Origin of the sequence: Comamonas sp. NyZ500 (assembly GCF_016772095.1) — a bacterium.
Taxonomy (GTDB): Bacteria; Pseudomonadota; Gammaproteobacteria; order Burkholderiales; family Burkholderiaceae_C; genus Comamonas; species Comamonas thiooxydans.
This window is the reverse complement of the sequence record NZ_JAEIJE010000004.1, coordinates 387,238-405,634: the sequence shown is the minus strand read 5'-3', so window position 1 is coordinate 405,634 and position 18,397 is coordinate 387,238. Positions and strand designations below refer to the sequence as shown.

The window sequence follows — 18,397 nt, the reverse complement described above, 5'->3', positions numbered from 1 at the left end:
AGTCGAAAGATTACGGGGTTTTTTATTGGGTGCTTCGAAACGAGGAGCGCCTGTCGTACGCTGTCAAAGCATTGCAGCTGCAAAAATACCGGAAACCCATAAAAAGAGAGCGCTAGGCGCTCTCTTTTTATTTCTGCATATTCGGGGCGTAGAAGCGCAGGATGCCGTTTTCATCCAGCCGCCGCGTCAGTTGCCGGCTGAACCAGAGATAGTGCAGATGGGCCAGAGCTTCGCCCATGGCGAAAGTCATCTGATGGGTGTCCAGTTGGCGTTTGAAGAGGATGGGAAGGATGTCGGCAGCGCTCAGCCCCTGTAGCTGCGAGGCCTGCATGATGTCGTTCAGACGTTCCTGATGATGGTCGAGCAGTTGCTGGACACGGACATGCAATCCCGTGAATGGTTTGCCATGCGAGGGCAGAACATAGGTATTCTGTGGGAGCGCGAAGTAGCGCTTCAGCGATGTGAGAAACAGCTGCAGGGGGTTGGCTTCGGGCTCGGAAGAATGCACGCTGACATTGGCGGAAATACGGGGAAGCACCATGTCGCCGCTGATCAGTGTCTCGAGCTCGGCGCAGTAAAGCGCCATGTGCTCCGGGGCGTGACCATAGCCGGCAATGCACTGCCACGTGCGGCCGTTGATGTCTATCTCGTCGCCATCCATGATGCGGTGATAGATGTCGGGGATGGGGGCGACTAGCGAAGAGTAATAGCTGCCCCGGCCGCGCACATGGAGCAGAAATTCCTCATCTCTTTGTCCGTGCAGGCTGTAGAAGTCCGCACCGGATTCGCCGCCGAAGCCGTCTCTGTCCTTCATGGCGACGCGGGCGACGTTGTAATCGGTGGCACTGATCCATAAGGGCGCATTCCATTGATGGCAGAGCCAGCCGGCCAGGCCGATATGGTCGGGGTGCATATGGGTGACGATGACACGCAAAATAGGCAGGTTTTCAAGCGCAGAGGCAAAAATCTGTTCCCATTGCTCGCGCGCCTCGGTGCGATTGACGCAGCAGTCGATGACCGTCCAGCCCTCGCGTACCTGCCCATGCAGATCGGTCTGGCGATCACGCAGCAGCCAGAGGTTGATGTGATCGAGGGCAAACGGCAAGGTCATGCGGATCCACTTGACGCCGGGTGCGACTTCCAGAGTCTGGGCAGGACCGGGCAAGGTATCGCCGAGCGGGTAATGAAGAGCGGATTCTTGGCTTGAGGTCATGGGGCGGTATTTCGTTTAGCATTGACGTTAACGTAAACGTCAGTTTTGTCAAAGCATTTTAGAGACCAAGCCGCCTCTGGCAGTCGCCTGTGCGATGCAAGACTTACAACCCCACAGAATCATGTCGACCATTTACACCATCAGTGACCTTGCCAAAGAGTTCGATCTCACGACCCGGGCCATCCGTTTTTATGAGGACATGGGCTTGCTGCAGCCGGAGCGCTCCGGCGCAGGCGGTCGCAATCGCGTGTACTCGTCCCGAGATCGCGCACGTCTGCGCCTGACCCTGCGGGCCAAGCGCCTGGGACTGTCGCTGTCGGAGGCCAAGGAAATCATCGACATGTATGACAGCCCGCGTGATACGGGCGTGCAACTGCGCAAGTTTCTCGATGTGCTGGCCATCCACCGCAAGCAGCTCGAAGCGCAGATGGCCGATCTGCAGGTGACCCTGGATGAGGTGCGAGAGCAGGAAAAAGAGGCTCGCACGCTATTGAAGAGGAGCGAGAGTAAAAATGGCGCATAATTGACGTTTACGTAAACGTAAATTGCAAAGCTTTGCTGGAGAGTTGCCATGTCTGTTGCAGGTGTCACCGAGTCTCTGGATTTTGTTCATCGAGTGAAGCAGAGCTTTGCGAAGCAAGGCGCCATGGCCACGATTGGCGCGGAGCTGAGCCTGGTGGAGCCAGGCGTTGTCGATATCTGTCTGGACTGGGCTCCGGGCCTGACGCAGCAGCATGGTTTTTTGCACGCCGGCATGGTATCCACCGCACTCGACTCGGCCTGCGGCTACGCGGGCCTGACGCTGATGCCGGCCGATGCGGCCGTGCTCACCATCGAATTCAAGATCAATCTGCTCGCTCCTGCCAAAGGCCAGCGCTTTCGCATGGAGGGCCGGGTCATCAAGCCCGGACGCACCATCACCGTATCCGAAGGCAAGGCGTTTGCCATTGACCAGGGAAAAGAGAAACTGATTGCCACAATGAGCTGCACTCTGATGTGTGTGCAGAACCGTGAAGGCATACAACACTGACAAGACGATTCGTCAGACCCATATCTACAGGAGACAACCATGAGCCTTGCCAATCTGCCCGGACTGAACTTCCAGCTCGGTGAAGACATCGATGCGCTGCGTGATGCGGTGCGTGAATTCGCACAGAGCGAGATTGCTCCGCGTGCGGCCGAGATTGATCGCAGCGACCAGTTCCCCATGGACGTGTGGCGCAAGTTCGGCGAGCTGGGCGTGCTCGGCATCACCGTGCCCGAGCAGTACGGCGGCGCCGATATGGGCTATCTGGCGCATATGGTGGCCATGGAGGAAATATCGCGCGCCAGTGCCTCGGTGGGCCTTTCCTATGGCGCGCACAGCAATCTGTGTGTGAATCAGATCAATCGCAACGGCAGCGAGGCGCAGAAGGCCAAATACCTGCCCAAGCTCATCACTGGGGAGCATGTGGGCGCGCTGGCCATGAGCGAGCCCGGTGCCGGCTCCGACGTCATCAGCATGAAGCTCAAGGCCGAGGACAAGGGTGGCTACTACCTGCTCAACGGCAACAAGATGTGGATCACCAACGGGCCCGATGCCGACACCCTGGTGGTCTATGCCAAGACTGAGCCGGAGATGGGCGCTCGTGGCGTGACGGCCTTTCTGATCGAAAAGGGCATGAAGGGCTTCTCGATCGCGCAAAAGCTCGACAAGCTGGGCATGCGCGGCAGCCACACGGGCGAGCTGGTGTTCCAGGATGTGGAAGTGCCGGCTGAAAACATTCTTGGCGGCCTGAACATGGGCGCCAAGGTATTGATGAGCGGCCTGGACTATGAGCGAGCCGTCCTGACCGGCGGCCCGCTGGGCATCATGCAGTCCGTTATGGACAATGTCGTCCCCTATATCCACGACCGCAAGCAGTTCGGCCAGAGCATCGGCGAGTTCCAGCTGATCCAGGGCAAGGTGGCGGATATGTACACCGTGCTGCAAGCAGGCCGCTCTTTTGCCTATACGGTCGCTAAAAACCTGGATCTTCTGGGAACCGATCATGTGCGCCAGGTTCGCAAGGACTGCGCCAGCGTGATCTTGTGGTGCGCCGAGAAGGCCACCTGGATGGCCGGCGAGGGCGTGCAAATCTATGGCGGCAATGGGTATATCAACGAGTATCCGCTCGGTCGTCTGTGGCGAGATGCGAAACTCTACGAGATTGGCGCTGGCACCAGCGAAATTCGCCGCATGCTCATAGGCCGCGAGCTGTTTGCTGAAACCTGCTGAGAAAGCAGGAGCTGCGCCGTTCTTTCAACCACAAAAAGAAGGATAGCTTCATGACAACGACCTCCATCGACGAACTGTTTGTCCACAACCGCCAATGGGCAGACCAGATGGAGCGTGATCGTCCTGGTTTCTTTACCGGACTGATGGCGCAGCAAAAACCCAAATACATGTGGATCGGCTGCTCGGACAGCCGCGTGCCAGCCAACCAGATCACGGGTCTTGAGCCTGGCGAGGTGTTCGTGCACCGCAACGTGGCCAACGTGGTGGTGCCCAGCGATCTGAACTGCCTGTCCACCATCCAGTACTCGGTCGATCATCTGAAGATCGAGCACCTGATGGTGGTGGGCCACTATGGCTGCGGCGGCGTGTATGCGGCGCTGAACAATCTGCGTCTGGGTCTGGTGGACAACTGGACCCGCCATGTGCGCGACGTGCGCGACAAGCACATCAAGCTGCTGGAAGGCATCTCCACCCAGTTCCGCCACGATGTGCTGTGCGAGCTCAACGCCATCGAGCAGGTGGTCAACGTGGCCCAGTCCACCGTGATGCAGGATGCCTGGGCCCGTGGCCAGAAGGTGACTCTGCACGGCTGGTGCTACAGCCTCAACAACGGCCACATCACCAACCTCGAAATGACCGTGCCTGGTGTGGGCGGCCTGGAGGATGTTTACAACAAGGCTGTCGAGAAGGTCGCTGCGCGCAAGCGCGACTGATCGCTGCCGCTGCGCAGTTGCAGTGCCCTCAAGCGGACTCAAGGCCTGTGTCGCTTGTTCCGTTTGAGAGTGCTGCTCACTTATCTGGAGCGACTGGCCCGCCATGTTTCCGCAACGACTGGACGCCCCCGAGGCCTATGCCATTGCGCAGGCCCTGATGCATGGCTACAACCAGCATTACCGCATGTTCAGTGCGGAAGCTGCCCGAGCCAAGCAGCGCTTCGAGACCATGGACTGGCCGGGCCAGCAGCAGGCTCAGCGTGAGCGCATAGAGTTCTACGACCGGCAGGTGCGTGCCTGCATCCAGAGGCTGGAAGAGGAGTTTGCCGCCAGCCTGCAGAGCATGGCTGTCTGGCAGCAGGTCAAGCTCCATTACATCGGCCTGATGGTCGATCATCTGCAGCCGGAGCTGGCCGAGACCTTCTTCAACTCGGTCACGACCAAGATTCTGCACCGCACCCATTTCCAGAACGACTTCATCTTCGTGCGTGCGGCTGTCAGCACCGAATACCTGGAAAATACCGCGCCGGGTGCCGTACCCATCTACCGCGCCTACTACCCCGGCAACCTCGCCCAGATCGAAGGCACGCTGCAGAGCCTGTTCGAGCAACTGCAGCTGCAATGCCGCTTCGAAGACCTGCAGCGCGACGTGCATCTGCTGGCCGAGCGCATACGCGAGAGGCTGGCGGGCCTGACGCTCAGGGCCAACTTCCAGCTCCAGGTGCTGTCCAGCCTGTTCTATCGCAACAAGGGGGCTTACCTGGTCGGCAAGATCATCACCGGCTATACCGAGCTGCCGCTGGCGATTCCCATCCTGCATGGAGAAAAGGAGCAGCTCATAGTGCATGCGGCCCTGTTCGGCGAGGACGACCTGCATGCGCTGTTCAGCTTTGCGCGCGCCTACTTCATGGTGGACATGGAAGTGCCCAGCGCCTATGTGAGCTTTCTGCGCAGCCTCATGCCGCGCAAGCCCAAGGCGGAAATCTATAACGCCCTGGGTCTGGCCAAGCAGGGCAAGACCCTGTTCTACCGCGACTTCCTGCATCATCTGCGCCATTCCAGCGATCAGCTGCGCATTGCGCCCGGCATCAAGGGCCTGGTCATGCTGGTATTCGACCTGCCGAGCTTCCCCTATGTGTTCAAGCTCATCAAGGACCGTATCGCCAGCAGCAAGGATGTTTCGCGTCCCCAGGTCAAGGCCAAGTACCAGCTGGTCAAGAAGCATGATCGTGGCGGCCGCATGGCCGACACCATGGAGTACAGCCTGGTGGCTTTTCCCAAGGAGCGCTTCAGCGATGAACTGCTGGCCGAGCTGCACGCTCAGGCCCCCGAGCAGATCGAGATCAGCGACCGTGATGGCGACGGGCAGATGGAGGTCATCATCAGCCACCTCTACATAGAGCGCCGTCTGGTGCCGCTGAATCTGTTCCTGATGGAGTGCCTGGCGGAAGCAGACACCAAGCCGGAGCGCCGCGCTGCCATGGAGAGGGCGATTCTCGAGTACGGCAATGCCATCAAGGATCTGGTCGCCACCAATATCTTTCCCGGCGACATGCTGTGGAAGAACTTTGGCGTCACGCGTGGCGGCAAGGTGGTGTTCTACGACTATGACGAGATCGAATACCTGACCGATTGCAATTTCCGCGAGGTGCCGCAGCCGCGAACCGAGGAAGAGGAGATGTCGGGCGACATCTGGTACTCGGTCGGCCCCAGGGATGTCTTTCCCGAGACCTTCGGGCCTTTTCTGCTGGGCCATCCGGCTGTGCGCGACATCTTCATGCGCCATCACGCCGACCTGCTGGAGGCCGAGTTCTGGCGCGGCCACCAGAGCCGTATCCGTGACGGTCATTTTCTGGACGTGTTTCCCTACGAGCGCAGCCGCTTTCTGCATGCTGGCGACGCAGGCCTGGACACGCAGCGTTTCGAGATTCCCGCCAATAGCCTCGCTTGAAGAGGCAGATCACATCCATCCATTTTTCAAGGAGACAAACCATGCATCAGGATCCCGTAGTCATCGTCAGCGCTGCCCGCACTCCCATGGGCGCGTTCCAGGGCGATTTTTCCGATCTGGCCGCCCATGATCTGGGCGGAGCAGCCATCAAGGCGGCAGTCGAGCGCGCTGGCATCCGGCCCGAGCTGGTGGAGGAAGTGCTGTTCGGCAACTGCCTGATGGCCGGCCAGGGCCAGGCTCCGGCTCGCCAGGCCGGCTTCAAGGGCGGCCTGCCGCAAAGCACAGGCGCCGTGACCCTGTCCAAGATGTGCGGCGCCGGCATGGAGGCCACCATCCTGGCGCACGACCAGCTCATCGCCGGCAGCCGCGAGGTGATGATTGCCGGCGGCATGGAGAGCATGACCAATGCGCCTTATCTGCTCAAGAAGGGGCGTGGCGGCTATCGCATGGGGCACGACAAGATCTTCGATCACATGATGCTCGACGGTCTGGAGGACGCCTATGAGGCGGGCCGCTCCATGGGCACTTTCGGAGAGGACTGCGCCGCCAAATACCAGTTCACGCGTGAAGCGCAGGACGCGTTTGCCATTGCCAGCGTGCAGCGCGCCCAGGCTGCCGCGCAAAGCGGTGCTTTTGACGCCGAAATCACGCCCGTCACCGTCAAGACCCGCAAGGGCGACGTGACCGTCAGCGTTGACGAAGGCCCGGCCAAGGCCAAGCTGGACAAGATCTCCAGCCTCAAGCCTGCGTTCAAGAAGGACGGCACCATCACTGCCGCTTCCAGCTCCAGCATCAACGACGGCGCTGCCGCCATGGTGCTGATGCGCGAGTCCACCGCCAAGCAGCTGGGCTGCAAGCCGCTGGCGCGCATCGTCTCGCACGCGACCTTTGCACAGGCCCCCGAGTGGTTTACCACCGCGCCCGTGGGCGCCACCGAAAAGGCGCTCAAGAAGGCTGGCTGGGCCGTGGAGGATGTGGACCTGTGGGAAATCAATGAAGCCTTTGCCGTGGTGCCCATGGCGCTGATGGCCGATCTCAAGGTCTCGCATGACAAGGTCAACGTGAATGGCGGCGCCTGTGCTCTCGGACACCCGATTGGCGCCAGCGGTGCGCGCATTCTGGTCACCCTGCTGCACGCGCTCAAGACACGCGGCAAGAAGAAGGGCTTGGCCACGCTGTGCATCGGCGGCGGTGAGGCCACGGCCATGGCAATTGAGCTGATCTGACGCCATTTGCTCAGAACCGTCACCGGTTTGCTCTACAGTGAACGCATGTTCAACGGATTGCACGCATTCGCGCTGAATGTGTGCAGCTCACATTGCGGAAATCATTCATGAGCGCAGACATTCACCACGACGAGAGCGAGACCATCAAGCCGCTGGAGCCGCAGCAGATTGATGCTTTCTGGGGCGATTTTTCCAACCAGCTGAGCCAGCTGGAGGAGCTCGATCGCCATGAGTTTGTGGAAAGCTCCAATGAGTTGCTGCACCAATATGCACCGGGCCTGAGTCTGGAGCTGGAGGGCAAGCTCGGGGAGGCCGGCTCCCGTCTGGTGATCTCGGCCCATGGCAACACGGCACAGTTCGAGAATGCCCAGGCACTGGTACGCCAGGCGCCGCGCTTCGAGCATTACAGCGTGCAGGCGTTTCGCAGCCGCGCGCTGGGCAGCAATTTCGGCATGCGCATGGACGGCTTCGAGCTGGCTTGCTCCGATATCCGAGTGGGCTATTACGATGCGGGCGGCATCATCGGCCTCAAGCTCTCGTTCGAGAAGCCCATTGCCAGGGACATGGCCGAGCATGCGCAGCACATGGCTTTCATCATGCTGGACCATGTACTGGGCGAGTGGGATTTTTCGGTGCGCGTAGGCCCGGTCGAGTTTGCCTCCGAGGCAGCGACCGATGTCTACGGCTCCGCTCTGCTGTCGGAGTTCCCGCCGCTGTTCGATGGCTTCATCCGCCAGCAACTGGGCCGCAGCTATGAATTCCCCAAGGAAGACAGCGACCGCTGGCTGTCGCTCGAAGTGCGTGCACAGGATGCCGACGAGGATGCGCCGCCCGACATCCTGACCTTCCACGACGGTGCCAATGCCGTGGCCACGCGCGCCGATCTGTCGCATTTCATGGAGTGGCGCTTCAGCTTCTCCAGCCAGCAAGAGCTGGACGGCGTGCGTGACGCCCAGGATGCGCTGGATGAACAACTCAGCCGTGAGCAGCGTGGCATTCTTGCCTTCTCGCGCGTGGAAAACATGAGTGCCCGCGTTGCCACCTACTATGTGGAAGACCCTACCCATGCGGTGCAGCTGGCCGGACAGCTGGGCAGGCAGCATGTGCCGGGGCTGGAGGGCGAGCTCAGCGTGAGCTTCGACCCTTCCTGGAACGAATTCCTGTCTCTGTACGCCGCCATTCACCGCAACGACCGTCCCGAGGAGGTCCTGGCTTCATGATCACTTCGCGCGAACAACTGCTGCAGTTGTACGAGCCTCCTGCCGAGCGGGCGCTGCTCAAGCAGCAGTGGGAGCTGGATCGGCACTGCCTGCGCTTTATCGCGCTGTCGCCGTTTCTGGTCATGGCCACCGGCGGTGCGGGCGGCACCTTGCTCGATGCTTCGCCACGAGGCGGCAAGCCTGGCTTCGTCAAGGCACCGGACGCCAATACCTTGCTCATTCCCGATGCGGGCGGCAACAACCGGCTGGACAGCCTGAGCAATCTGCTCGACGACCCGCGCCTGGGTTTGCTGTTCTTTGTGCCGGGCTTTGACGAAACCCTGCGCGTCAATGGCACGGCCCAGCTGCGTGACGAGGCGCATTACACGGCTTTGTTTGCCAGTGATCATTTCCGCCCCAAGCTGGTGATCGAAGTCCATGTGCAGGAGGCCTATCTGCACTGTGCCAAGGCGCTGATGCGCTCGCGCCTGTGGAGCGAGGAGGCCAGGGTGGCGCGCAACGTCATGCCCACGCTCAATCAGATCATCCATGCCCAAATGGGACTGACCGCCCAGCCTGAATCGCAGGAAAGCATGGTGGCCCGCTATGGCGCCATGATTGCCGCCGAGCAGATCAAGAAAAATTGATAGCTTACAGCGCTTGTTATGAAAGGATTTTCGATGGAAAACGTTTTGAAACTAAACATTCATAGGCGCAAGCAGCTATGGCTTTGATACTGATTCTTGGCGCATCACGCGGCCTGGGCCGAGCCCTGGCCGAGGCCTATCTGGCACAAGGCCACCAGGTGATTGCCACCGTGCGCAAGGCTGAAGACATGGTCGACCTGCAGGCACGCGGCGCCCGGGTGCTGCAGGTCGATCTGGCAGATCCCGCCAGCGTCAGCGGCCTGGCCTGGCAGCTCGACGGGGCCAGCATTGACGTCGCGCTGTACGTGGCCGGTGTCTGGGACGGTCATGACGCAGGCGTGCCGCCTACCCAGCAGCAGTTCGACCTGGTGATGCACAGCAATGTGCTGGGCTTTATGCAGGCCCTGCCGCAGATTGCACCCATGGTGCAGGACGCTGGCGGCGTGATCGGCGCCTTCTCCAGCGGCATGTCCCTGCTGGCCGATGCGGACGAGAGCGCCTGGCTGTACCGCGTCAGCAAGGCTGCGCTCAATATGGCCGTGGTCTCGGCCTGCCGCCAATGGCCGGGGCTGACGCTGCTGGCGCTGGACCCGGGCTGGGTGCAGACCGAGATGGGCGGCGCTGCGGCCCCGCTGTCTGTGGCTCAAAGCGTGCAGGGACTGATGCAGGCCCTGGCGCAGGTCAAGCCCGAAGACCGTGGTCAGCTGCTGCGCCACGACGGCAGATACATCCAGCTTCTAGACGCCTAGCCCAGGCTGAACAACGGGCATATAGCTATAAATATCGGAGACAACATGCTGCTGAATCAGGACCAGGAAATGATCCGCGACGCTTTGCGCGATTTTGTGCGCGAGCAGATCACACCCCATGCCGCGCGCTGGGACAAGGAACACGAGTTCCCCAAGGACGTGCACCAGGGGCTGGCCGCGCTCGGTGCCTATGGCATCTGCGTGCCCGAGGAGCTCGGCGGTGCGGGCCTGGACTATGTGAGCCTGGCGCTGGTGCTCGAGGAAATCGCCGCTGGCGATGGTGGCACCAGCACCGTCATCAGCGTGACCAATTGCCCGGTCAATGCCATCCTCATGAAGTACGGCAATGCCAGCCAGCAGGAGCAATGGCTGCGTCCGCTGGCACAGGGTCAGATGCTGGGTGCTTTTTGCCTGACCGAGCCCCATGTGGGCAGCGATGCCTCGGCGCTGCGTACCACGGCCGTGCGCGATGGCGGCGACTACGTCATCAACGGCGTCAAGCAGTTCATCACCAGTGGCAAGAATGGCGATGTAGCCATCGTCATCGCCGTCACCGACAAGGCGGCGGGCAAGAAGGGCATGAGTGCCTTCATCGTGCCCACCGGCAATCCCGGCTACCAGGTGGCACGTCTCGAAGACAAGCTGGGCCAGCACAGCAGCGATACGGCGCAGATCAATTTCGAGAACTGCCGTATTCCCGCCGCGAACCTGATCGGGGCCGAGGGCGAGGGCTACAAGATTGCACTTTCTGCACTGGAGGGCGGGCGTATCGGCATTGCCGCGCAAAGCGTGGGCATGGCACGTGCGGCCTTTGAATGCGCGCTGCAATACAGCAAGGAACGCGAGAGCTTTGGTCAGCCCATCTTCAACCATCAGGCCGTGGGCTTCAGGCTTGCCGAATGCGCGACGCAAATTGAAGCGGCCCGGCAACTGATCTGGCATGCTGCCAGCCTGCGTGATGCGGGTCTTCCCTGCCTCAAGGAGGCCGCCATGGCCAAGCTCTTTGCCAGCGAGATGGCCGAGCGCGTATGCAGCGCCGCCATCCAGACCCTGGGCGGCTATGGCGTGGTGAGCGACTTTCCCGTGGAGCGCATCTATCGCGATGTGCGCGTATGCCAGATCTACGAAGGCACCAGCGATGTGCAGAAGATCCTGATCCAGCGGGCGCTGGCCTGATCTGAGTCAGGTGGCAAAAGCCCGCCGCTGTCAACTGCTGTGCACGAGGCTGTGGCACATCAGGGGACGGGCCGGTTGCCGATGTCACAAGGCCTGCTTAGGATGTGCTCAGTGTGGGGAGTTCCCACAGGGGTTTCAACCATTTGCAGCAGGAGTCCGGCATGCCTTTTGCCCAGGTCAATGGTCAGAATATCTACTACGAGGACACGGGAGGTCGCGGCCCGGCCATTGTGTTCTCGCACGGCCTGCTCATGGATCACACCATGTTCGAGCCGCAGATACAGGCTTTGCAGGGGCAGTATCGCTGCATCAGCTGGGATGAGCGCGGCCACGGGCAGACCGCTGATCCCGAGCATTGCGAAGCGTTCAGCTACTATGACTCGGCCGACGATCTGGCGGCCTTGCTCAAATATCTGGGTGTGGAAAAAGCGGTGCTGGTGGGCATGTCGCAAGGCGGCTATCTGTCGCTGCGCTGCGCGCTGATTCATCCGGATGTCGTGGGCGCGCTGGTGCTGATAGACACCCAGGCCATGCTGGAAGACCCCGAGCAGATGCCGCACCACGAGGCCTTGCTCAAGGCCTGGATGGAGCATGGGCTGTCGGATGACATGGCCACCATCGTGGAGCACACGATTCTGGGCCAGGGCTGGCCCGGGGCTGCGCAGTGGCGCGCCAAATGGAAGCAGGCCTCGCCGATCAACCTGGGGCAGAGCTTTGCGACGCTGGCGCTGCGCGACGACATCAGCCCGCGCCTGGCCGAAATCAAGGTGCCCGCGCTGGTGATTCATGGCGACAAGGATGCAGCCATCGGTGTGGAGCGTGCGCGGGCCATGTTCAAGGGCTTGCCCCAGGCCCAGTGGGTGGATGTGGCCGGTGCAGGCCATGCCGCCAATCTCACGCACCCGGAACCCGTGAATGCGGCCATCAGGCAGTTTCTGGACGGCCTGCACTGAGAACCTAAACACGCTCTGAGGCTCTCAGGCCTCCCCCAGCTCAGCCATGCTGCGCTTGCGCAGCACCACGGTGATCTGGCCGTTGGTCTCGATCGTGGCGCGCTCCACCTCATGCGCGTTGAGGCAGCCATTGGAGCGCAGGGCCGCCGCCAGGTCTTCGGCAGTGATCTGCTCCTGCGTCATCAGACTGGGTTGCACAATGCCCTGGTGAATCAGAACCTTGGGTTTGCCATTCACCAGCCTGCGAAGCCTCGCAAAGCGGTAACTCAGGCGGGAGAGCAGCGCATGGCAGGCCAGCAGCGTGCCGGCACTGATCAGGCCGCCGATCAGCGAGTTGTCGCCCGCATTCATGGAGTTCTGTACTGCGTTGGAAAGAATCAGCAGCAGCACCAGGTCGAAAGGCGCATACTGGCCGGTCTGGCGCCTGCCGGTCAGACGCAGAAACACCAGCAGAAACAGGTAGACGCTGACACCGCGAATCACGAACTCCCACCAGGGAGCAGCCATGGAGAACATAGGCAAACCTTTGAACAGCGAGCTTTGGACTGCCGCTACTTTGCTCTGAGGCAAGCGACTGCGCAAGCCGGCTTGCTCGTTGTTCGACTTGGCCGACAATGCAGCATTGCCAATCAAGACTGCCAAAGTTGTGAAAGAAGCCGAGAAAAAGCGGGACTGTCCCTGTGGACGCAAGAATGCCAAGGGGCGGCTGCTGGCCTATGCCGATTGCTGCGGCCGCTACATCGATCACTGGGATGCCCGGCCCGCTCCCGATGCCGAGGCGCTGATGCGCTCGCGCTACACGGCCTTCGTGTCTGAGAATCAGGAATATTTGCAAGCCACCTGGCATACCAGCCATCGCCCGTCGCAGCTCGATTTCGATCCAGCCACCAAATGGCTGGGGCTGGATGTGAAGCAGTTTCAGTTGACCGGCGATGCTTCTGCGGAGGTCGAATTCGTCGCCCGCTATCGTCTGGCGGGTCGTGCCGTGCGCCTGCATGAGCGCAGCCGCTTTGTGCTCGAGGGTGGGCGCTGGTTCTACGTCGATGGCGACCAATTCTGAAGTCGATTCGGCGCAGTTGACCCGGCTGCAGGCCTGGTTGCGCCTGTTGCAGTCCCTGGCTTCGCGTGGCTCCTCCGAAATCGCCGCATTGCTGATTCCTGCCCTGCTGCTGTGGGTCAGTACCCGCAACAGCCCAGCCGTCAGCGCGGGGCTGGCCTGGTGGTGGGGGCTGATGATCGTCATGGCGCTGGGCTTTCTGCTGTTCCGCCGCAGCCTGCATCGTCAGTGGCGGTCGGCGCGCGATTGGGAGCCATCTCGACTGCAGGAGGCATTGACGACCTGGCAGCGGCAGCTGGCGCTGGCCGCACTGATCAACGGCCTGCTTTGGGTCAGCGTGCTGGCCTTTACCTGGGGCGAAAGCCATAGTGAGCTGCGCCTGCTGATCTATCTGGTGCTGCTGGGCGTGATGGCATCGGCTGCCACTTTTCTGGCGCCCGTACTGCAGGTATTTGCCGCCTTCATGGTGGGTATCTACTTGCCCATGTTGCTGTGCACGCTGCATTACTTTCCGAAAAAAGGCCCTTATCTGTTGCCGCTGCTGCTGCTGTACGGCGCCATACTTGCACGCCACGCCTGGGGCGCGCGGCGCTTCGTGCAGCAGCAGATGGCGCACGAGCTGGAGCGTCAGGCACTGGCGGAGCGCTATCGCGAGGCCAAGGAGCAGGCCGAGAATGCGCTGGCCGAGAAAAACTGGTTCATTTCCGCCGCCAGCCATGATCTGCGGCAACCCCTGCATGCCATGGGCCTGATGCTGCAAGCCGCCCACCAGCGCAATCAGGATGACGAGCTGGCACAACTGCTGCAGGAAATGCAGGCCTGCACGCGCGATCTGGGCTCCATGTTCAACGACCTGATGGATCTGTCGCGACTTGAGGGCGACAGCTTCGCACCGCAATGGCAGGCGGTATCCATGAGTGCGGTGCTGGACGAAGCCCGACGCCTGTTCGCGCGGGAGGCAGCGCAGCGCGGTCTGCGTCTGCGCGTGAGGCAACCGGCTCATATGCCGGCGCTGTGCACGGATGCGGTGCTGTTGCGGCAGATGGTTTTCAATCTGCTGCAAAACGCGCTGCGCTACACCGACCAGGGCGGGGTGCTGCTGGCGCTGCGGCACAGACAGGGGCGCTGGCTTTTGCAGGTGTGGGACAGTGGCTGCGGCATGAGCGAGCAGGAATGCGCACAGGTCTTCATGCGTCACTATCGCAGCCCTGCGCGCCAGCAGCGCGATGCCAGGGATGGCGTGCCGGCGCCATTGCGCGGGCGTGGCCTGGGCTTGTCCGTGGTGGCGCTGGCGGCGCAGCGGCTGGGCGTGGAATGCGGGGTTCAGTCGCTGCCGGGCAAGGGTTCATGTTTCTGGCTGCGCTGGCCGCAGGATGCCGAGCAGTGGCAGACCTCGTCTGTGCTGCCGGCACCGCCGATATCGACTGGGCCGCAGTGGTTTGCCCCCTTGCAGGGGCACTGCCTGGTCGTGGAAAACGATGTGCAGCTGGCCCCGGTGCTGGTGCAGATTTTGCAGAGCTGGGGTGTGCAGGTGCAAAGAGCGCGCAGCTTGCTTGAGGCGCAGCAACTGCTGGCCGATGAACTGCGGCCAGACTTTGTGCTGTGCGACCAGCGATTGAAGGATGGCGCAAGCGGGCTTGAGTGTTTGATGCAGCTGCTGGAGGAGCATCCGCAAGCCAGCGGTGCTTTGATGAGCGGCGATGAGGAGATGCTGGAGCAGGTCCAGGATCAGGGCTATCTGGCTCTGGCGACCCCGCTGCAGCCCGACCAGCTGCATGCCGTGCTGGCGCGCTGTATGGCGATCCGTCAGCCTTAGTCCAAGTCGACTTCGATGCCTCGCATGCGCGTGATCAGCGCCACGCGGTTGCTGGCGCCCAGGCGCTGCAGCAGGGCGGTGACATGTTCCTTGACCGTGTATTCGGACAGATTCAGCGCCTGTGCAATGGCGCGATTGGGCTTGCCCTGCAGCAACAGGCTCAGAACCTGAGCCTGGCGCGCAGTGATGCCGAGCTCTCTGGCGCTCATGTGCAGGATGCTGCCCGCAGTTGGCGCCGGAGGGGCGGTGGGGATGGGAGGCAGGGCCTCAAACCAGGTGCGACCGGCCAGCAGGGCTTGCACTGCTGCCTGAAATTCGTGAGACGGGCTGCTTTTGTGCACAAAGCCATGCACGCCTGCGGCAGCGGCCTTGCTGGCGATGGCCGGGTGCTTGTCGCCGCTGGTCACCAGAATGCGTGTGCCAGGAGCCAAGGCCAGGATGCTATGCACAAATTCCAGTGATGCGCCGTCCTCCAGCCAGAAGTCCATCACGGTGATAACGGGCTCACCCAGCGCAGCAATCATTGCCAGAGCCTCATTGCCGTGTACCGCACAGCGCACCCGCTGCACGCCGGCGCTGGTCATCAGCACATGGGCTGCACCTTCAGCGACCAGCGGGTGATCATCCACCACCAGCGCATAGGGCTGTGCGCTCAGTTGAGTGGTGCTCAGGATTTGCAGTAGATCGGGCATGAGCGTTCCTTTGGGCTTGGTAACAAAGACCCCTCCTCGGTAGGGAGTGGTCTGCTCGCAAGCCTTCTGACAATGTCTGTAAGACGACGCTGCTTGTTATCTCAGTGTCGGGATATGGACATTTTCAACCAACATCAAGACCGAGGAGCAAGCCCGTGCCATCTCTTATGCAAATCACCCGTAGAACGGCAGCCTTGCTGCTGATTTCCACCCTGGCAGCCTGTGGCGGCGGTGGAGATGGCGGCAGCAGCGAAAGTGGAGGCGGAGGCGGTGGCTCCGAAGGCGGCGGAGGCAATACGGGTGGCGGCAACGGTGGCGGCACCGGCAATCAGGCCGTCACGGGAACCTACAAGATGGGCGGCCAGACGGCCACCAGCCATGCGCAGATGCTCGAAGCCGCCAACAGCATGGGGGCCGACGGCTATGCGCTGTTCAGCTCCCTGGCGGGCTCGGTCGGTCCGACCGGTGCGGAGATCGGCGACTTCTACCTCACGGATACCGCGCATGCCGGGCGCAAGTTCAGCTATGTCAATCCTGCGGCGCAGCCATCGCGCACCGCCTTTCTGGCACAGCTGAACCAACAGGGCAGCAGCGGCTATATGTACAAGTCCGATGCAGTGTTCAGCGATGTAAGCGACATCCGCAGCGTCTATGTCAAGGACAACAGCCGCAGCGACCAGTTCAGCTACAGAACGGTGACGCCCGTGGCCACGACCGCCGAAGCCTTCGCCACGGAGCTCAACGGACAGGGGGCCGAAGGCTATCGCTATCTGGGTCCCCAGATCGTCAACAACGAGCTGTTCAGCCTGTATGCCAAGCGCAATGACAGCGTCACCTATACCTATCAGGTCGACAAGCTCGGCAGCGCATCCTCGGCCGCCGATGCTGCAGAAATGAGAACGCGCCTGGCCCAGAAGGGTGCGGACGGCTGGTTCATCCGCGGCACGCAGGGGCTGGGCAGCGACCCGATGAATATGAACTATGTGGATGTCTTCGAGAAAAGCTCGGCACAGAATGGCGCCATCGAGTATCTGGTCGAGGCCTCGGCAAGCAGTGACTCGCTCACGACCCAGCTGAGCAATATGAATGCCAATGCAGCCAACGGCTTCTTCTATTTCAGCGGCATCATGACTGCCGACAACAAGACGAGCACTATCTACGCCAAGAACAGCGCGTGGATGATCAATCCGCTGGCCGGAGTGACCTTCCCCTGAACTCGAAAAGGGCGTGAGCGCATAATCACGCCCTCTGTTTCTTGATACTAGGCGCCGTTGGGCGCCTTTTTTGCATCCGACGATGCGCTGGTAATGCTTCCATGACTGCTTTTGACGCTGTGCTTTTCGACTGTGATGGTGTGCTGGTGGACAGCGAATCCATCACCAATCGTGTGCTGTGCACCATGCTCAACGAATCCGGCTGGGCCATCAGCCAGGAGCAGTGCACGCGCGACTTCATCGGCAAGACGGTGCGCAGCCAGGCGGCAGTGATCGAGGCCCATACTGGCAAACCGCTGACCGATGCCTGGATGGCCGAGTTCTACGAGCGCCGCAATGCCGCCCTGCGTGCCGAGCTGGTGGCCATCGATGGCGCGCTGGAAGCGGTCAGGCGGATTCATGCGCTGTGCAACGGGCGCATTGCCTGCGCCTCGGGTGCGGATCGTGCCAAGGTGGAGATGCAGCTCGCCAAGGTGGGCATGGCGCCCTACTTCGAAGGGCATGTCTACAGCGGCCATGAAATGCCGCGCAGCAAGCCCTTCCCCGATGTGTATCTGGCAGCGGCCGAAGCGCTGAAGGCCGATCCTGCCAAGTGCCTGGTGATCGAGGACACCATGACCGGCGTGCAGGCCGGCGTGGCCGCCGGTGCCACCGTCTGGGGCTATTTTCCAGCCGATCAGGGTCATGCCTCGGCAGAGCAACTGCTCGAGGCTGGCGCAGCCTGCGTGTTCGGCGATATGGGGGATCTGCCCGCCATGTTCGAGGCCGTGCGCAGGAGTGCCGCCAGCGCCTCGGCTGGCGAAGACGACGAGCACGACCTGCGCTAAAGCGCGCTCAGTCCCAGATCGACAGCGCCTCGCGCAGCCGTTTCACTGGCTGATCGTCGATCACGCTGTTGTGCAGCAGGATCACGCGCCGTACGGGCCAGCTTTCGACCCGCTTCACCCAGTTGCGCACGGCGGCCCTGTCCCTGACCAGCAGGCGCACGGTGCGCGGAACGGTCAGGCGCTCATGTCCGCCCGTCAGACCCAGATACATGCGTACCGGCAGGCTTAGCGGTCCCTGCCAGCATTGCAGCACGTCGGTGGCGATGAGGCTGCCGCTGGCCGGGTGGAACCACAGCGTCTCATCGAGCATGGGAAGGCCGTCCAGCCGCAGGCATTGCAGCTCGCCTTCCCAGGGTGCTTCGGAGTCCGGAGGCAAGGGCTCCAGCAGCGGCAGATCAGGGCGCTTGCTCAGCACGCCCTGTGTGCCATAGATCCTGGCCTGTGGATAAAGCCTGGCCAGTTTGCCCACGAACAAATGGTGCATGGCGCTGGGTGCGACTATGTGTTGCAGCGGTCCCAGGGCGTCGAGCGCAGCTTTCTGCCCGCCTGTCAGCGGCACTGCAGAGTGCGAGAACAGGCTGCCGTCGGCCAGCCGGATCACCGTCATGCGTGTGCTGACCTTCAGCCCTGCATTGCTGAAGTGATAGCTGAGTGCCCATACCCCATCAGCGATTGCCTGCCAGTTTTCTGAGGATTCCTGCATGGAG

At 61.6% G+C, this 18,397-nt stretch carries 19 protein-coding genes; 15 read left to right on the top strand and 4 right to left on the bottom strand.

Going from position 1 to position 18,397, the window contains the following annotated elements:
- Positions 1–127 precede the first annotated feature (127 nt).
- Complete coding sequence (locus JAO85_RS09690; RefSeq protein WP_202787973.1) at positions 128–1,213, bottom strand: MBL fold metallo-hydrolase; 1,086 nt, start codon at positions 1,211–1,213, stop codon at positions 128–130.
- Between the two features lie 121 nt (positions 1,214–1,334).
- Here JAO85_RS09690 and JAO85_RS09685 point away from each other — a divergent pair, with 121 nt between their 5' ends.
- From JAO85_RS09685 to JAO85_RS09635, 11 genes are all read left to right on the top strand, one after another.
- On the top strand, positions 1,335–1,736 hold the full coding sequence (locus tag JAO85_RS09685; protein WP_003061601.1) for a MerR family DNA-binding transcriptional regulator: 402 nt from the start codon (positions 1,335–1,337) through the stop codon (positions 1,734–1,736).
- A gap of 48 nt (positions 1,737–1,784) precedes the next feature.
- Positions 1,785–2,243, top strand: coding sequence for a PaaI family thioesterase (locus JAO85_RS09680; protein WP_202787972.1), 459 nt, complete (start codon positions 1,785–1,787; stop codon positions 2,241–2,243).
- A 39-nt stretch (positions 2,244–2,282) separates the two neighbouring features.
- Positions 2,283–3,470 carry an isovaleryl-CoA dehydrogenase gene (locus JAO85_RS09675; RefSeq protein ID WP_003061608.1) on the top strand — a complete coding sequence of 396 codons (1,188 nt, stop codon included), beginning with the start codon at positions 2,283–2,285 and terminating at the stop codon, positions 3,468–3,470.
- A 50-nt stretch (positions 3,471–3,520) separates the two neighbouring features.
- Positions 3,521–4,183, top strand: a complete 663-nt coding sequence (can, locus tag JAO85_RS09670; protein WP_202787971.1) for a carbonate dehydratase — start codon at positions 3,521–3,523, stop codon at positions 4,181–4,183.
- A 103-nt stretch (positions 4,184–4,286) separates the two neighbouring features.
- On the top strand, positions 4,287–6,134 hold the full coding sequence (aceK, locus tag JAO85_RS09665) for a bifunctional isocitrate dehydrogenase kinase/phosphatase (protein WP_202787970.1): 1,848 nt from the start codon (positions 4,287–4,289) through the stop codon (positions 6,132–6,134).
- A 41-nt stretch (positions 6,135–6,175) separates the two neighbouring features.
- Positions 6,176–7,360: an acetyl-CoA C-acyltransferase gene (locus JAO85_RS09660; protein ID WP_034357074.1), complete on the top strand. Its 1,185-nt coding sequence runs from the start codon at positions 6,176–6,178 to the stop codon at positions 7,358–7,360.
- Positions 7,361–7,467: 107 nt separating this feature from the next.
- A complete protein-coding gene (locus JAO85_RS09655; RefSeq protein WP_202787969.1) occupies positions 7,468–8,580 on the top strand; it encodes a hypothetical protein in 1,113 nt (370 codons plus the stop codon).
- A complete protein-coding gene (locus tag JAO85_RS09650; RefSeq protein WP_003061621.1) occupies positions 8,577–9,206 on the top strand; it encodes an MSMEG_1061 family FMN-dependent PPOX-type flavoprotein in 630 nt (209 codons plus the stop codon). Before JAO85_RS09655 ends, JAO85_RS09650 begins: the two co-directional genes overlap by 4 nt.
- Positions 9,207–9,283: 77 nt before the next feature.
- Positions 9,284–9,955, top strand: coding sequence for an SDR family oxidoreductase (locus JAO85_RS09645; protein WP_202787968.1), 672 nt, complete (start codon positions 9,284–9,286; stop codon positions 9,953–9,955).
- A gap of 45 nt (positions 9,956–10,000) precedes the next feature.
- Positions 10,001–11,131: an acyl-CoA dehydrogenase family protein gene (locus tag JAO85_RS09640; RefSeq protein ID WP_202787967.1), complete on the top strand. Its 1,131-nt coding sequence runs from the start codon at positions 10,001–10,003 to the stop codon at positions 11,129–11,131.
- Between the two features lie 161 nt (positions 11,132–11,292).
- Complete coding sequence (locus JAO85_RS09635) at positions 11,293–12,084, top strand: alpha/beta fold hydrolase (protein WP_003073149.1); 792 nt, start codon at positions 11,293–11,295, stop codon at positions 12,082–12,084.
- A gap of 24 nt (positions 12,085–12,108) precedes the next feature.
- Here JAO85_RS09635 and JAO85_RS09630 read toward each other — a convergent pair whose 3' ends face one another.
- Positions 12,109–12,600: a DUF421 domain-containing protein gene (locus JAO85_RS09630; RefSeq protein ID WP_034357088.1), complete on the bottom strand. Its 492-nt coding sequence runs from the start codon at positions 12,598–12,600 to the stop codon at positions 12,109–12,111.
- Positions 12,601–12,730: 130 nt separating this feature from the next.
- On the opposite strand from JAO85_RS09630, the gene JAO85_RS09625 reads away from it, so the two are divergent.
- Both JAO85_RS09625 and JAO85_RS09620 read left to right on the top strand, forming a co-directional pair.
- A complete protein-coding gene (locus tag JAO85_RS09625; protein ID WP_202787966.1) occupies positions 12,731–13,144 on the top strand; it encodes a YchJ family metal-binding protein in 414 nt (137 codons plus the stop codon).
- On the top strand, positions 13,128–14,957 hold the full coding sequence (locus JAO85_RS09620) for a hybrid sensor histidine kinase/response regulator (RefSeq protein WP_202787965.1): 1,830 nt from the start codon (positions 13,128–13,130) through the stop codon (positions 14,955–14,957). Before JAO85_RS09625 ends, JAO85_RS09620 begins: the two co-directional genes overlap by 17 nt.
- Here JAO85_RS09620 and JAO85_RS09615 read toward each other — a convergent pair.
- Positions 14,954–15,649, bottom strand: a complete 696-nt coding sequence (locus JAO85_RS09615; RefSeq protein ID WP_012836894.1) for a response regulator transcription factor — start codon at positions 15,647–15,649, stop codon at positions 14,954–14,956. The two genes, JAO85_RS09620 and JAO85_RS09615, sit on opposite strands and share 4 nt — an antisense overlap.
- Before the next feature lie 155 nt (positions 15,650–15,804).
- Here JAO85_RS09615 and JAO85_RS09610 point away from each other — a divergent pair, with 155 nt between their 5' ends.
- Both JAO85_RS09610 and JAO85_RS09605 read left to right on the top strand, forming a co-directional pair.
- The gene (locus JAO85_RS09610; protein ID WP_012836895.1) at positions 15,805–16,863 is read left to right on the top strand and encodes a hypothetical protein; all 1,059 of its coding nucleotides are present in this window, start codon (positions 15,805–15,807) and stop codon (positions 16,861–16,863) included.
- Between the two features lie 101 nt (positions 16,864–16,964).
- Positions 16,965–17,690 carry an HAD family phosphatase gene (locus JAO85_RS09605; protein ID WP_039049463.1) on the top strand — a complete coding sequence of 242 codons (726 nt, stop codon included), beginning with the start codon at positions 16,965–16,967 and terminating at the stop codon, positions 17,688–17,690.
- Positions 17,691–17,697: 7 nt separating this feature from the next.
- On the opposite strand, the gene JAO85_RS09600 is transcribed toward JAO85_RS09605, so the two are convergent.
- Entirely contained in the window at positions 17,698–18,393 is a 696-nt protein-coding gene (locus tag JAO85_RS09600) for a DUF4336 domain-containing protein (RefSeq protein ID WP_202787964.1), read from the bottom strand.
- Between the last annotated feature and the right edge of the window lie 4 nt (positions 18,394–18,397).